Here is a 15,030-nt window from a genome sequence, read left to right as displayed (position 1 = left end):
CGGTCAGCGCGTCTGTTGACAGGCCATGCAGTTAAGCGCGACCCGTTCACGGCCATCACTCCTGCGACTTCTCGACGTTGATACGCCATGGAATGTTGAACTTGTCGATAAACATCGCAAAGCCCGCTGACCAGAAGGTCTCCTGCCACGGCGTCGTTACCTTGCCGCCTGCTGACAGTTTTTCAAACCAGACTTTACCCTCTTCGACATCATTGGTGGAAAGGCTGACCGCATAACCGGCATGCTCAGACGCTGGCGGCTTCGCGGTATCGCCATCACTCAGCATCAGTTCGCCATCACCGATGCGCAGCTGCGCATGCATGATCTTTTCTGGCGGCTGCGGCGCGGCAGACTGGTCACCAACCTGCTCACCCTGATCCGGCATATCGCCGAACGTCATTTTGCCGAGTAGCTCACCCCCGGTTGCCTGCAGGTAAAAGTCGATAGCCTCTTCACAACGGCCATAGAGAAACAGATAAGGACTGACTTGCATCTTCACCTCTATTTATCGGTTGGATTTTTTACAGTACCTTTAGAGTGTAGACGATCGCTTTTACCTTATGATTTTACTGACAATACCGGCGAAAGAGTTGTGCCATATAACTGCTCATCGGGGTCAGCGTCGTCTCTTTCCGCTGAATCAGATAGAAGGTGGCTTTCGGCAGAGGATCGTCGAGCGTCAGCGCCACCAGAGAGCGGCCCAGAATGGGATCGTCAATGACGTCAACCGAGAGAATGCTGATGAAATCGCTCTGCGCGACCAGACTGGTGCAGGCCATAAACGTTTCGCAGGTCACTACAATTTTGGGTGCCATGCCGCGCTCACCAAACAGATCGTGCAGCAGGCGGTAATAACTGCCTTTCGGGGTGGGCATCGTCCAGTCCGCCTGCTGTAACGCCGCCAGCGAACGGGCCTGTTCCAGCGGATGACCTTTGCGTACCACCACTTTGTATTCGCGTTCCATCAGCCGCTCATACGTCAGCTCCTGGTCGAGATGACTCTGATCATACGTATTGATCGTGAAATCAAGCGCGCCCTGACGCAGTTCATGCACCATCGACACCAGCTGGCCTTCAACGATGCGCACCTTCACCAGCGGATACTCACGATGAAACTGGTTTATCACCTGCGGCATGATGGTGCGGGCCACGCTGCCGCCAACCCCGATATTCACCTGTCCGCCACCCAGTCCCAGCCGCTGCTGAATATCTTCTTCGGCGACCCGCAACTCTGCCAGCACCAGGCTGGCATGACGAAAAAAGTTATCACCGATATCAGTTAACACGACGCCCTGCTGACGACGGTTAAACAGCTTTGCGCCCAGTTCCCGCTCCAGTTCCTGAATCGCTTTAGTTAACGCCGGTTGCGACAGCCCGGAAAGACGGCTCGCGGCCCGGATACTGCCCTGTCGCGCCACGTCAACGAAGGCGCGCAGCTGATGAAGTTTAAGATTGGCAGACATAGTTTTGCGATAACCGTTGTTTATCAGTCACAAGATATTCGCATCTTATGCCCGCCAGCACCATTGTGTAGATTCGACACAGTGCATAAAAAATCAACAGCGAGGAAAAAGCCGATGAAACCCCTTTCAGAGCACGTCAGCGCCCTGCTGCCCAGGCTGCAACAGTGGCGACGCGACTTCCATCACTATGCCGAATCAGGCTGGCTGGAGTTCCGTACGGCCACCCTGGTGGCGGAAGAACTGCATAAGCTCGGTTATCAGCTGAAGCTGGGCCGTGACGTCATCGACGCCGATGCGCGAATGGGCTTGCCCGACGACGCGACGCTGAAGCAGCAGGAGGCACGCGCGTTGCAACAGGGCGCGCTGCCGCAGTGGATCAGCCACTTCTCCGGCGGGTTCTGCGGCATCGTGGCGACGCTGGAAACCGGTCGTCCCGGTCCGGTGATGGGCTTTCGCGTCGATATGGACGCCCTGGATCTCAATGAAAGCCAGGCCGAGGATCACCTGCCGCAGCGCGAAGGGTTCGCCTCCTGCAACCCCGGCATGATGCACGCCTGCGCGCATGACGGTCACACCACCATCGGACTGGGGCTCGCCACGGTGCTGATGGCGATGAAAGATCAGCTTAGCGGCACGATTAAACTGATCTTTCAGCCTGCCGAAGAGGGGGTGCGCGGGGCGAAAGCGATGGTCGCGGCGGGCGTGGTCGATGACGTTGAGCACTTTACGGCAATTCACATCGGCACCGGCGTGCCGGCAGGCGAACTGGTGTGCGGCAGCGACAGCTTCCTCGCCACCACCAAGCTGGATGTCCACTTTACCGGCGTCGGTGCCCATGCGGGCGGCCGCCCTGAAGAGGGACGCAATGCCCTGCTGGCCGCGGCTCAGGCGACGCTGGCGCTGCACGGTTTAACCCAGCACAGCGGCGGCGTGGCACGGGTTAACGTAGGTGTGCTGCAGGCGGGAACCGGTCGTAACGTGGTGGCCGACTGCGCCCTGCTGAAAGTTGAAACCCGCGGTGTCACTAATCAGGTCAACGACGATGTTTATCAGCAGGCGCTGCGGGTGATAGCGGGCGCAGCGGCGATGTATGGCGTTGAACAGCAGGTTTCGCTGATGGGGGCGGCACGCAGCTGTACCCCGACCCAGCCGTGGGTCGATTTCATCCACCAGCAGGCGGAGGCACTCGGTCTCTTCGACTCGGTGGTCGATCGCAAAGCGCAGGCGGCGGGCTCGGAAGATGCGACTTATATGATGGAGCGTGTCATCGCGCGTGGCGGTCAGGCCTCTTACGTTATTTTTGGCTGTGCGCTGGCGGCGGGTCATCATAATGCGAAATTCGACTTTGACGAGCGGGTGATGCCGGACGCCATCACGCTGCTGGCCACCCTCGCTCTGAATCAGACACAGTTCGGGGGTACACGATGATGGAAGCCTTTATTGCCGATTATATCGATCGCCATCAGCTCCGCTTCAGCACGCTCAGCGACGCCATCTGGGACACGCCCGAAACCCGCTTTGCCGAAACCCGCTCTTCCGCCCTGCTGGCCGATGCGCTGGAAGGAGAGGGATTTGCCGTGGAACGAAGCGTGGGCGGTATCGACACCGCCTTTATCGCCAGCGCGGGCAGCGGCAAGCCGGTGATTGCCATTCTCGGCGAGTTTGATGCGCTGGCCGGACTGAGCCAGCAGTCGGGCTGCGCCCGGCCACAGCCGCTGGAGGCGAACGGAAACGGACATGGCTGCGGTCACAACCTGCTCGGCACGGCGGGTGTCGCGGCGGCCTGCGCCGTGAAAGCCTGGATGGCGCAGCATCACCCCGGCGGCACGGTACGCTTTTATGGCTGCCCCGGCGAAGAAGGGGGATCGGGCAAAACCTTTATGGTGCGTGAAGGACTGTTTGATGACGTGGATGCCGCCGTGACCTGGCATCCCGAAGGTTTCAGCGGCATGTTCAATCTGCGCACACTGGCCAATATTCAGGCGGCGTTCAGCTTTAAAGGCGTCGCTGCCCATGCCGCCAACTCACCCCATCTGGGCCGCAGCGCACTGGATGCCGTTACGCTGATGAACACTGGCGCCAACTTTCTGCGCGAGCACATCGTCCAGGAGGCGCGTCTGCATTACGCCATCACCAACAGCGGCGGCGTTTCACCGAATGTGGTGCAGGCCGATGCGGAAGTGCTCTACCTGATCCGCGCCCCGGAACTGCCGCAGGCCCAGGCGATTTACGAACGGGTGATCAATATTGCCAGAGGGGCCGCACTGATGACGGACACAACCCTGACGGTGCGCTTCGACAAAGCCTGTTCGGACTACGTGCCTAATCGCGCACTGGAAGCCGTCATGGAGCGCTATTTGCATGCGTTTGGTTTGCCCGACTACAGCGACGAAGAACGCGCGTTTGCGGCCGAACTGCGTGCCACCCTGACCGATGACGATCTGCGCAATGCCCGGCTTAATGCCGCCCGTACCGGCGGCGAAGCCGGTTACGCCTGGGCTGAGCAACTGGGCGATAAGCTGTTTATGGATGAGGTTGCGCCTTATACGGTCACGCGTGAGCTGCTTTATGGCTCCACCGATGTCGGCGATGTCAGCTGGGTGACGCCGACCGCACAGTGCTTTGCGCCCTGCTTTACGTTTGGCACGCCGCTGCACACCTGGCAACTGGTGGCGCAGGGCCGCACCAGTATCGGGCATAAAGGGATGTTTCTGGCCGGTAAAGTGATGGCGGCCACGGTGCTGACCCTGCTGACCGATCCGCAGGCGCTGGCTGCGTGCCGGGCCGAGTTTGAGCGTATACGCGCCGCGCAGCCTTATCAGTGTCCAATTCCGGCAGGGGTTACCCCAACAAAACTGGCCGGATAAGCCGATAGCCGCGTCTCTGACGCGAGCCACAATAACAATATTGCAAACACTTCCCTGACTCAGCGAAGCCGTTTCTGAACTCACCGCCTGTCGCGTACCCGGACCGGCGCCAGACCGGGCCTTTGCGGATAAAGGGAACACAAGACGAGAATCAATACCATGGAAGCAACATCCGGGAATCGCACGCCTGGCCGGCTCTTCAGCTGGATAGAGCGTATAGGTAACAAAGTCCCCAATCCGTTTTTACTGTTTGTCTATCTGATCGGGGTGCTGATGGTGGCCACCGCCATTATCAGCGCGCTGGACCTGGCGGTAAAGAATCCCGCTAACGGCGAAATCGTGCGGGTAAACAACCTGCTGAGCGTCGCAGGCATGCAGTGGATTCTGCCCAACATCATAAAGAACTTCAGCAGCTTTACCCCGCTGGGATCGATTCTGGCGCTGGTAATTGGAGCGGGACTGGCAGAAAAAGTCGGACTGCTGCAGTCGCTGATGGTGAAAATGGCGTCACGCGTCAGTCGTCGTTATGCCAGTTATATGGTGCTGTTTATCGCCTTTTTCAGCCATATCTCCTCGGATGCCGCACTGGTCGTGATGCCCCCGCTGGGCGCGCTGATTTTCCTGGCGGTGGGGCGTCATCCGGTGGCGGGCCTGCTGGCGGCTATCGCCGGTGTCGCCTCAGGCTTCACCGCTAACCTGCTGATTGTCACCACCGATGTGCTGCTCTCCGGCATCAGCACCGAAGCGGCTAAAGCGGTCAGCGATACGGTACACGTCAGCGTCATCGATAACTGGTTCTTTATGGCCACGTCGGTGATTGTACTGACAATCGTCGGTGCGCTGCTGACCGATAAATTTGTCGAGCCGCGCCTGCCCGCATGGCAGGGCAATGGTGAGAAGCTGGCGGCCCTGACGCCGCTGGAGAACCGCGGTCTGCGCGCCGCCGGGATCGCCGCCCTGCTGTTTATCGCCGTGATGGCGCTGCTGGTGGTGCCGGAACATGCACCGCTTCGCCATCCCGCCACCGGGGCCATCATTCCCTCGCCTTTTATTAAGGGTATCGTGCCGATCATCATCCTGTTCTTCTTTGTGGTCGCGATTGCTTACGGTGTGGTCACCCGGCAGATCCGCCGACCGGATGATATCCCGCAGCTGCTGGTTGATCCGATGAAAGGCATGGCGGGATTTATCGTGATGGTGTTTCCGCTGTCGCAGTTCGTGGCGTTCTTTAACTGGAGCAACATGGGCAAATTCATGGCGATCGGGCTGACCGACATACTGGAGAGCGCAGGCGTCAGTGGTGCGCCCGCCTTTCTCGGGCTGATGTTCCTGTCCGCGTTTCTCTGCATGTTTATCGCCAGCGGCTCCGCGATCTGGTCGATTCTGGCGCCGGTCTTCGTGCCTATGTTTATGCTGCTCGGCTTTCATCCCGCCTTTGCCCAGATGATTTTCCGAATCGCCGATTCGGCCGTCCTGCCCCTGGCCCCGATGTCGCCTTTCCTGCCGCTGTTCCTGGCCTTTTTACAGCGTTACCAGAAGGATGCGCAGCTCGGCACCTATTACGTGCTGATCTTCCCCTATCCGCTGGTGTTCTTTATCAGCTGGATAGCACTCCTGGTGGCCTGGTACTGGCTGGGACTGCCAATCGGACCGGGCGTCTGGCCGCAATTGCCCTAAGGCTTAGTGCCACGGATGGCAGAACCTGCAACGTACGTTGCTAAATCGTCAGCAACGCCTCTCTCGGCAACCGCAGATGAATTGATTATTCTGCTATTTCTTCGCTTGCTAACGGTTAACTCTTTTAATAAACCTCTGACCGCTGCAAGTCCTATCCACACTGCCTGAGGTTCACGCTGATATGACCACTCTTTCCACCAGGCTATCGCCGGGCCATGCTTCACCGGCACCCCAAAACCGCCTGGCTGCGCGCATCGATGCGCTGCCCGCTTCCGCCGGGTTGTGGCGATTTATTACCCTGCTGGCGCTGGGCGGCTTTTTTGAGCTGTATGACCTCTTTGAAACCGGCTACATCAGTACCGGGCTGCTGTCGGCAGGCGTGTTTCACACTGGCACCGCAGGCGTGCTGGGCTTCTCCGATCAGGCAGCTTTCGCGTCGGCGACCTTTCTCGGTCTGTTTTTCGGAGCCAGTCTGCTTGCCCCCTATGCGGACCGCTTTGGTCGCCGTCTGACCTTTATGTGCGCCCTGCTGTGGTATGGACTGTTTTCACTGCTGATGGCTTTTCAGCAGAGTGCAGAGATGATCATCCTGTTCCGCTTCCTGGTCGGTATCGGCCTGGGCGTCGAGCTGGTGACGATTGATACTTACCTGTCGGAATGGGTGCCGAGCCATCTGCGCAGTCGCGCCTTTGCTTTCGCCTTTTTCGTGCAGTTTTTGTCCGTGCCTGCGGTCGCCCTGATGTCGTGGTGGCTGATCCCGCAGACCCTGCTCAGCCTGGAGGGCTGGCGCTGGGTGGCCATTGCCGGCGCGGTTTGCTCGCTGGTGATCTGGCTGGTGCGCCGGAACCTGCCGGAATCGGCGCGCTGGCTGGCGCAGCAGGGACGTCATCAGGCGGCACATGAGGTGTTGTCTGCGATGGAGCAGCGCTGTGGTATCCCGGCCGGCCCTGCGGTTCTGCCCGACGATGCCGCCGCACAGCTACCTGCACGGGGACGTTTCCGCGAGATCTGGTCACCTGCCTGGCGCCAGCGCACGCTGATGCTGGTCGTTATGAACTTTTTCCAGGCCATCGGCTTTTTCGGTTTTGGTAACTGGCTGCCCGCGCTGCTGTCGGGCCGCGGTGCCACGGTCACGCACAGCCTGCTCTACGCTTTTTTTATTACGCTGGCCTATCCACTGGGATCGCTGATCTGCAGCCGCTACGCCGACCGGCTGGAGAATAAGTGGCAGATCGTTCTGTCCTCGCTGATGACGGTGGTCTTCGGTACGCTGTTCGCCTTTCAGACACAGCCGGTACTGCTGATCCTCTGCGGCTTCCTGATCACCTGGTCCAACGCCTGGCTGACTTTCAGCTTCCACGCCTATCAGACAGAGATTTTCCCAACTCATATCCGGGCACGGGCCGTCGGCTTCTGTTACTCCTTCAGCCGCCTGTCGACGGTTTTCAGCAGTATTCTGATCGGGGTGATATTGCAGTACGCCGGAACGCCGGGGGTGATCACGTTTATCGTGCTGAGTATGGTGATGGTAATGCTGTCGGTAGGGATTTACGGACCGAAAACGCGGGGACGCGATCTGGAAAACATCTGAAAAAAAGGCCGTCACCCTGACGGTGACGGCCTTAACGATTGCCGGTTACTTACCTTCCAGCACCCGGATATCGGCACTGCCCAGCCGATCTTTCTCATCTTTACGCAGCGCGGCGACCTGCTTCGCGCTGACCGGCTCTGACGCCGTGTTACCCCAGCTGTTGCGCACGAAGTTCACTACGTCTGCCACCTGCTGGTCGTTGAGACGCCAGCCAAATGCCGGCATGGTAATGGTCGAGGGTGCGCCATTGACGCCAGGCAACTGCCCGCCCACCAGCACGATATGGATCAGCGAGGTCGGATCGTCCGCCATCACCACCGGATTGCCGCGCAGCGCCGGGTAGAAGCGTTTATAGCCGCTGCCGTCGGTTTTGTGGCAGGCGGCACAGCTATCAACATAGGTTGCGGCCCCTGTCTGGCTGTCGTCGCCCTTCCACAACGCTTTTGCAGTTGCATCATCCACGCTGAACGCCGCCTGGTGCGGATCTTTCGCGCCCAGGGATTTCAGGTAGCGCGCAATCGCCGTGATATCCTCTTCGCTCAGGTGTTGCAGGCTGTGCTCCACTACGTCAGTCATGCCACCAAACGCGGCCGTCTGATCGTTGCGACCATAGCGCAGGAACTGACGCAGATCCTCTTCGCTCCAGCGTCCCAGTCCGTCACGGTTGTCGCCGCGCAGATTGCTGGCAGTCCAGCCATCAATCGGTGCGCTGCTGCCCGACAGGTAGTCGCTTCCCTCTTCGTTGGTCAGCGCCTTCTCCTGCATGGTGATGCTGCGAGGCGTGTGGCAGGCGCCGCAGTGGCCCAGCCCTTCAACCAGATAGCGACCACGCGCCAGCACCGGATCTTCCTGCGGTGCAGGCTGGAAAGCTTTCACATCGGGCGCAAAAATTCCGCGCCAGATCGCCAGCGGCCAGCGCATCGACAGCGGCCACGGAATGTCGCTCTCCCGATTCGCCTGCTTAACCGGGGCAACGCCATGCATGAACCAGGCGTAAAGCGCCTTCATATCCTCGTCGCTGACTACCGCGTAAGAGGGGAAAGGCATCGCCGGATAGAGCGTATCGCCATTTTTTGCCACGCCGTGACGGACCGCTTTCTGGAAGTCGTCATAGCTGTAGTCACCAATACCGGTCTCAGGATCGGGCGTGATGTTAGTGGAGTAGATGGTGCCAATTGGCGTTGCCATTGGCAGCCCACCGGCAAAGGGTGCGCCGCCTTTGCTGGTGTGGCAGGCCACGCAGTCACCGGCGCGCGCCAGATATTCACCCCGTTTAAGCAGATCGTCCTGACCGCTTTCCGCCAGTGCAGAGAACGACAGCGCGCCCAGAATCAGAGCCAGAATGCCATTTTTCATCGCCATCTCCTTATGCCTGTACCAGCGGGCCGGGGTTTTTCAGGTAGTGTTCGCGAATCGCTTTGGCTGACCAGTAGGTCAGCGCCGCTACCATGCCGGTCGGGTTATAGCCCAGCCCCTGAGGGAAAGCGGACGCACCCGGTACAAACACATTCGGGACATCCCAGCTCTGCAGGTAACGGTTAACCGCACTGGTTTTCGGATCGTCGCCCATGATTGCGCCACCACTGATGTGGGTGGTCTGATAGACCGTGGAGTCAAAATGCGCGCCCGGCTTTTTCGCCCCGCCGATGATCATCTTCGGATTCATCGCTTCCGCGATTTTGTGCATCTTACCGACCATGAACTGCGCCATTTTGATGTCGTTTTCCTGCCAGTCAAAGGTCATACGCAGCAGAGGCTGCCCGTAGGCATCTTTATAGTTGGGGTCGAGATCGAGATAGTTCGCCCGGTAGGACTGATGCGCACCGTGCGCATCCATCGACAGATGATGGGTGTAGGTATCCGCGACCGCCGCCTTCCATTTACTGCCCCAGTTGGGCGTGCCCGTTGGCACCGGCAGGCCGGAGATCGGTTTAGTACCCGCCTGGTTGACCCAGAATGGCGAACCGCCAACAAAGCCCAGCGGCCCGTGGTCAAAGTTATCCGCGTTGAAATCATCCACGCCAACGCCTGCACCCCCCGCGCCGATAAATGGGTTAGTGGTGGTGTTTTTGTCGAACAGCGCCTTCAGCGTCGAGAGGTTCTGATAGGCAAAGTTGCGCCCCACCGTACCTTCATTAGTGATAGGGTTGTAAGGCTTACCGATGCCGGACAGCAGCATCAGATGGACGTTGTGGAACTGGAAAGCGGAGAGGATCACCAGATCAGCGGGCTGAACCCGCTCGCGTCCCTGACCATCCACATAGGTCACGCCGGTCGCGCGTTTTTTATCGTCGCTGAGGTTCACCCGCAGCACGTAAGCGTTGTTACGCAGCTCAAACTTCGGCTCCTGACGCAGGGCGGGCAGGATGTTGACGTTTGGCGAAGCCTTGGAATACATATAGCAGGCATAGCCGCTGCAGTAACCACAGAAGTTACACGGCCCCATCTGTGCGCCATAGGTATTGGTATAAGGCGCCGAGGTGTTGGCGGAGGGCAGATCGTAAGGGTGATAGCCGACCGATTCGGCAGCCTGGGCAAACAGCTGCGCCGAATAGGTGCGCTTCTGCGCAGGCAGCGGGAAGTTATCTGAACGATCGGGCGCAAACGGGTTGCCGCCTTTCTCTTTGCCGACCACCTTGCCTTTGATGCTCCAGGCGCTGCCGGAGGTGCCAAAGACTTTTTCCGCTTTGTCGAAGAACGGCTCCAGCTCATCATAGGTGACGCCAAAGTCCTGGATCGTCATGCCTTCCGGGATGAAATGCTTGCCGTAGCGCTCTTCGTAGTGGCTGCGCATCCGCAGCTCAATCGGATCGACGCGGAAATGGACGCCAGACCAGTGCAGGCCCGCACCACCGGTACCCGTGCCAGGTAAGAAGGCGGCCAGCTGGCGATAAGGCACTGCCGTCTGTGATGCATCGTGACGAATCGTGACGGTACTTTTGGAGAGATCCTGGAACAGTTTTTTGCGGACGTTGTAGGTCAGCTCATCAATCGACTGCGGATAGGCTCCATCCGGATAGGTATCGCGATGCGGACCCCGTTCCAGCGCCACGACGTTCAGGCCCGCTTCGGTCAGCTCTTTCGCCATAATGGCGCCCGCCCAGCCAAAACCGACAATGACCGCATCCACTTTTTTCATTTCGTTTGCCATGCTTAACTTCTCTCTCCGCGAATCGACACTGACGGGAACGGATACCGTTCGCCGCGCTCTACCCAGTCCATAAAGTCGGCGCGTGCGCCAGGGAAGTTGATGAGCCGCCAGCCCACCATGCCCTGATTACCGCCGTGGATAGGATCGCTGAAGAAGCCTTCGCGGGTGTTCTGCAGCAGGAAACTAAAGAAGACTTTTGCCGGCAGCTGGCTGAATTCGGCGCTGCCGCTCTCCATCGCCTGCAGTAAGGCATCCTGCTGCTCGCCGCTCAGTTGCGCGAAGACGTTGCCGTGCTGCTGTTTACTGTAGCGATCGGCATCGGCCAGCCCCAGACGGTAGATCTGCTGTGGCACCAGCGGTAGCTGGTAGCCCAGCTCTTTCGGCAGGTCAGGATTAAACGGCCCCTGCATATACCAGTTCGATCCTGTGGCGTATGGCGTGTTCATCTGACGATCGATAAATTCAGGCACTCCCGCTTCCAGCGCGCCGGGTCCGCGTTCATCGCTGGGAATGAGCCGTGCGACGGCCGCAGTGATAAAGGCATACTCTTCTGCTGTAAACCAGGCAGGCTGATAATCACGCGCCTGCTGCGGTGCCGCAGGTGTCTCTGCCGCCTGTGCGGCCAGCGGCAGGGAGAGAGCCCCCATCGCGGTGGACCCTACCGCCATTGCTGGCGCCAGGGTAATTGTCTTCAGCAAAAAATCCCTGCGTGAATGACCCTTTTTTTGTTCTGACATGACATTGCCTCATTCCCGCGCTGACTGGCGGTATGAAAAAAGTGGTGGTTGCGTTGTAATGATTTTAATCCGCAGAAACCGGCCCGAAGCCGGGTTGTTACCGGTAACAAAGCGCCATATTGTAACACTGACATTCACAAAGATTTAGTTCCAGGAAACAAAATCGCACAATTTCATTAACATTCCTCCCCGGCCTGTCATGAGCAGAAACAACAGACTACAGACAGCGACAGGTCAAAAACGTTATAACAGGCAACACACAACAGCGGAGTGCCTATGTTTAAATCTTTTTTTCCGCGGCCAGCGCTGTTTTTCAGCTCTGCGGCTGTCTGGAGCTTACTTGCGATTTTTGCCTGGTTTGGCTTTGCCAGCGATTTACCGGGCATCTGGCCCACATTTGAAGCCGCGCTCAAAGCGCCGTTGCCCACCACGGCCACACGTTTTATCGCCGCCAGCCAGCTCTGGTTCTATCTCTATTACTGGATCATGGTCACGATATTTGCCGTGGTCTGGCGGATTATCGATTCTCATCCGTGGCAGCGCTGGTCAGTGTGGGGTTCCGCCCTGATTATCTTTGTCACCTGGTTTGGTGTGCAGGTCGGTGTAGCGATTAACGCCTGGTATGGTCCGTTCTACGATTTAATTCAGAAGGCGCTGACCAAAGCGGGATCGGTGGAAATTGCGGCGTTTTACCATGAAATTTTCGCCTTTCTTGGCATCGCATTAATTGCGGTGGTCATTGGCGTCCTGAACTCCTTCTTTATCAGTCACTGGGTTTTCCGCTGGCGTACCGCCATGAACAATTACTATATGCACAACTGGCAGCGTCTGCGTCATGTGGAAGGGGCCGCGCAGCGTGTGCAGGAAGACACCATGCGGTTTGCGACCACGCTGGAAAACTGGGGTGTCAGTTTTATCCAGGCGATTATGACGCTGGTGGCGTTTTTACCGGTGCTGGTGGCACTCTCTCATCACGTTAAAGATATTCCGATTCTGGGCAACATTCCTTATGCGCTGGTGATTGCGGCGGTGCTCTGGTCGGTGTTTGGCACCGGGTTGCTGGCGCTGGTCGGGATCAAGCTGCCGGGACTGGAGTTCCGCAATCAGCGGGTGGAAGCGGCTTACCGTAAAGAGCTGGTCTACGGCGAAGATCATGCCGATCGCGCCAGGCCGCAGACGGTAAAGGCGCTGTTCAGTCAGGTGCGGGTGAACTACTTCCGTCTCTACTTCCACTATCTCTATTTCAACATCACCCGCATTCTCTATCTGCAGGTCGATAACGTATTTGGCCTGTTCCTGCTGTTCCCGTCGATTGTGGCCGGCACCATCACGCTGGGTTTACTCAACCAGATTACCAACGTGTTTGATCAGGTGCGTGGCGCATTCCAGTATCTGATTGCCTCCTGGTCGACGCTGATTGAACTGATGTCGATCTACAAGCGTCTGCGCAGTTTTGAGCAGATCCTGGATGATGTCCCGCATGATGAGGTGATGCGCGAAGCCTCGGAAGAGGTGTAGCCACGGAAAGAAGATGGCCGGGCCGCGGCCTGTCATGCCCGGTCCTGTCGCAGGATACTTTCAATGCCGATCATACCGGCAGCAAAACTGTGATAGTCAGGCCCGCGAAAGCGGGCTTTTTTGTGACCAGCGGCCAGCAGCACGGTCGTCGTCTGCCCTGAGCTTACCGGCTGCTGCTGATCATCTTTTGCGCCGGATAGAAGCGGGGCAGGAAAACAAAGAAATGGAGGACAACGCGGGATGAATGAATGGCTGGCCGTTCACCTGAGAATCAGGCGCTTAAAGAGAGATCTGCAGAAAACGCAGCCAGGACGCCCGAAGGCGTCCTGTCAGCTTAGAGGGTAAAGCTCAACTTATTTCAGCAGCTTAGCGGTCATGTGAACGCCATTGTTGGTATAAGCTTCAGTGATTTTATATGAAGCACCAGCATCCTGCGCCTGAGCAGCGATTTTCGCTTCTGCACCATCCAGTGTAGAGTCGACAGCGGTCACAGATTGCGCGAAGCTGGCGAATGGCAGAACAGAGAGCGCGATAACAGCTGCAAAAGTTTTGATAGATTTCATGGTCAATTCCTCGGTTAATTTTTATCAGGTAAGGCGTGCTGCCTTGTTGATAGATATATTAGCCCCGAAGTCAGTCAGTAAAAAGCGGAGTGATTTGCTTAACTCATTCAGTAAAACTGAATATAAAAAGCACATTTCGCACAGTTTTCGCTCAAAAGGTTAATAATCCAGACGCACTAAAAAAGGCAGCATATCCCGCTGCCTTTATGCGATCAGCCGTGGTGTCTGACCCGGCTGAAAATAGTCAGCGCGGCCAGCAGCATCATTACCCCGCTGGCAACAAAAACGCCGCCCGCATCACGCAGGTCGAACATCCAGCCGCCTGCGGCCGCGCCGACGGTAATTGCCAGCTGAATGGTGGCGACCAGTAATCCACCGCCCGACTCTGCATCGTCCGGCACCGCGCGCGAAATCCAGGTAGACCAGCCGGTCGGCATCGAACCAAACGCCATCCCCCAGATCGCCACGCCCGCGCCGACCATCCAGCCGACACCGCCAAACGTGACCAGCAGCAGCGCGGTGACGCTCATCAGCAGCGCCATACCGCTCAGCGTCAGCGATACGCTGCGGGTCACCAGATAACCGGCCAGCGAGGTGCCAAAAAAGTTCGCCACGCCAAAGGCCAGCAGCGCCAGCGAGAGCTGATTGAGACTGAACTGCGCAACCCCTTCAAGGAATGGACGCAGATAGGTAAAGAAAGCGAAGTGACCGGTAAACATCATGATGACAGCCAGCATACCCCAGCGCATGACGCCAATCCGAAGCAGCGCCAGCACCCCGCCGTTGCGATCTTTATTCTCTGCGGGCATATCGGGCAGCGTGAAGAACTGCCACAGCAGCGCCACGCTGCCCAGTCCGGCGGTCAGCATAAAGATGTTGCGCCAGCCCACCAGCCCGCCCAGATAGCTGCCCAGCGGCGTGGCGATAATCGTCGCCAGTGAGATACCGCTGAAGACAATCGAAAGCGCACGCGGCACCTGGTCGGCAGGCACCAGACGCATAGTAATGGCGGTCGAGAGCGTCCAGAATCCCCCGATGGCCATCCCCAGCAGCACCCGCGCCAGCAGGATCACCGTCAGGTCAGCCGCAAAGGCCACCATCAGTGCCGAGGCGATCAGCAGCAGTGAAAAAACCAGCATCACGATGCGGCGATCGATACGGCGGGTGACGCTGCCGATGACCAGGCTGGTAAACAGCGCCACCAGCGCCGTCACGGTTACGGTCTGTCCCGCCTGCCCTTCTGAGACGCCCAGACTGTGGGCCATCGGCGTCAGCAGGCTGACAGGTAAAAATTCGGCGGTAATCAGGCTGAATACCCCAAACGCCATTGCAAAGACCGCGCCCCACGCGGGACGGGTGGGCGAGGAAACCTCATCAGCCACTTCGGTTGTCAGACTCATGCTGCTTCTCCGGAAGATAAAAAAGTGAGTGTGAGCATAGAGTGTCGCATCAGGACGATCTAT

Annotated in this window: 12 protein-coding genes; 5 read left to right on the top strand and 7 right to left on the bottom strand. The window is 58.2% G+C overall.

Annotation, left to right across the window (positions count from 1 at the left end; all coding sequences use genetic code 11):
* Nucleotides 1-55: 55 nt before the first annotated feature.
* Together yjdN and RT657_RS04575 are read right to left on the bottom strand one after the other, a co-directional pair.
* Nucleotides 56-493, bottom strand: a complete 438-nt coding sequence (gene yjdN, locus RT657_RS04580; protein WP_313652800.1) for a VOC family metalloprotein YjdN — start codon at nucleotides 491-493, stop codon at nucleotides 56-58.
* Between the two features lie 73 nt (nucleotides 494-566).
* Nucleotides 567-1,463: a LysR family transcriptional regulator gene (locus tag RT657_RS04575; protein ID WP_313652799.1), complete on the bottom strand. Its 897-nt coding sequence runs from the start codon at nucleotides 1,461-1,463 to the stop codon at nucleotides 567-569.
* Between the two features lie 114 nt (nucleotides 1,464-1,577).
* Between RT657_RS04575 and RT657_RS04570 the strand changes: the two genes are divergently transcribed.
* The 4 genes from RT657_RS04570 to RT657_RS04555 all read left to right on the top strand — a co-directional run bounded on the left by RT657_RS04570 (nucleotide 1,578) and on the right by RT657_RS04555 (nucleotide 7,598).
* Complete coding sequence (locus tag RT657_RS04570) at nucleotides 1,578-2,891, top strand: amidohydrolase (protein WP_313652798.1); 1,314 nt, start codon at nucleotides 1,578-1,580, stop codon at nucleotides 2,889-2,891.
* Nucleotides 2,888-4,330, top strand: coding sequence for a M20 family metallopeptidase (locus RT657_RS04565; protein WP_313652796.1), 1,443 nt, complete (start codon nucleotides 2,888-2,890; stop codon nucleotides 4,328-4,330). Before RT657_RS04570 ends, RT657_RS04565 begins: the two co-directional genes overlap by 4 nt.
* A gap of 159 nt (nucleotides 4,331-4,489) precedes the next feature.
* Nucleotides 4,490-6,007: a p-aminobenzoyl-glutamate transporter gene (gene abgT, locus RT657_RS04560; protein WP_313652795.1), complete on the top strand. Its 1,518-nt coding sequence runs from the start codon at nucleotides 4,490-4,492 to the stop codon at nucleotides 6,005-6,007.
* A 181-nt stretch (nucleotides 6,008-6,188) separates the two neighbouring features.
* On the top strand, nucleotides 6,189-7,598 hold the full coding sequence (locus tag RT657_RS04555) for an MFS transporter (RefSeq protein ID WP_313652794.1): 1,410 nt from the start codon (nucleotides 6,189-6,191) through the stop codon (nucleotides 7,596-7,598).
* Nucleotides 7,599-7,643: 45 nt separating this feature from the next.
* On the opposite strand, the gene RT657_RS04550 is transcribed toward RT657_RS04555, so the two are convergent.
* The 3 genes from RT657_RS04550 to RT657_RS04540 are packed head-to-tail and all read right to left on the bottom strand — an operon-like array spanning nucleotide 7,644 to nucleotide 11,486.
* Complete coding sequence (locus tag RT657_RS04550; RefSeq protein WP_313652793.1) at nucleotides 7,644-8,954, bottom strand: cytochrome c; 1,311 nt, start codon at nucleotides 8,952-8,954, stop codon at nucleotides 7,644-7,646.
* Nucleotides 8,955-8,964: 10 nt separating this feature from the next.
* Nucleotides 8,965-10,749, bottom strand: a complete 1,785-nt coding sequence (locus RT657_RS04545) for a GMC family oxidoreductase (protein ID WP_313652791.1) — start codon at nucleotides 10,747-10,749, stop codon at nucleotides 8,965-8,967.
* A gap of 2 nt (nucleotides 10,750-10,751) precedes the next feature.
* Complete coding sequence (locus tag RT657_RS04540) at nucleotides 10,752-11,486, bottom strand: gluconate 2-dehydrogenase subunit 3 family protein (RefSeq protein WP_313652790.1); 735 nt, start codon at nucleotides 11,484-11,486, stop codon at nucleotides 10,752-10,754.
* A 276-nt stretch (nucleotides 11,487-11,762) separates the two neighbouring features.
* Here RT657_RS04540 and sbmA point away from each other — a divergent pair, with 276 nt between their 5' ends.
* The gene (gene sbmA / locus RT657_RS04535) at nucleotides 11,763-13,004 is read left to right on the top strand and encodes a peptide antibiotic transporter SbmA (protein ID WP_313652789.1); all 1,242 of its coding nucleotides are present in this window, start codon (nucleotides 11,763-11,765) and stop codon (nucleotides 13,002-13,004) included.
* 353 nt (nucleotides 13,005-13,357) lie between these two features.
* Here sbmA and RT657_RS04530 read toward each other — a convergent pair whose 3' ends face one another.
* Both RT657_RS04530 and RT657_RS04525 read right to left on the bottom strand, forming a co-directional pair.
* The gene (locus tag RT657_RS04530) at nucleotides 13,358-13,567 is read right to left on the bottom strand and encodes a DUF1471 domain-containing protein (RefSeq protein ID WP_313652788.1); all 210 of its coding nucleotides are present in this window, start codon (nucleotides 13,565-13,567) and stop codon (nucleotides 13,358-13,360) included.
* A gap of 212 nt (nucleotides 13,568-13,779) precedes the next feature.
* Nucleotides 13,780-14,967 carry an MFS transporter gene (locus tag RT657_RS04525; protein WP_313652787.1) on the bottom strand — a complete coding sequence of 396 codons (1,188 nt, stop codon included), beginning with the start codon at nucleotides 14,965-14,967 and terminating at the stop codon, nucleotides 13,780-13,782.
* Nucleotides 14,968-15,030 lie beyond the last annotated feature (63 nt).

The organism is Pantoea sp. (assembly GCF_032114055.1).
Lineage (GTDB): Bacteria > Pseudomonadota > Gammaproteobacteria > Enterobacterales > Enterobacteriaceae > Pantoea.
The sequence above is the reverse complement of the archived record's forward strand: the minus strand, read 5'-3'. Positions and strand labels throughout refer to the sequence as shown.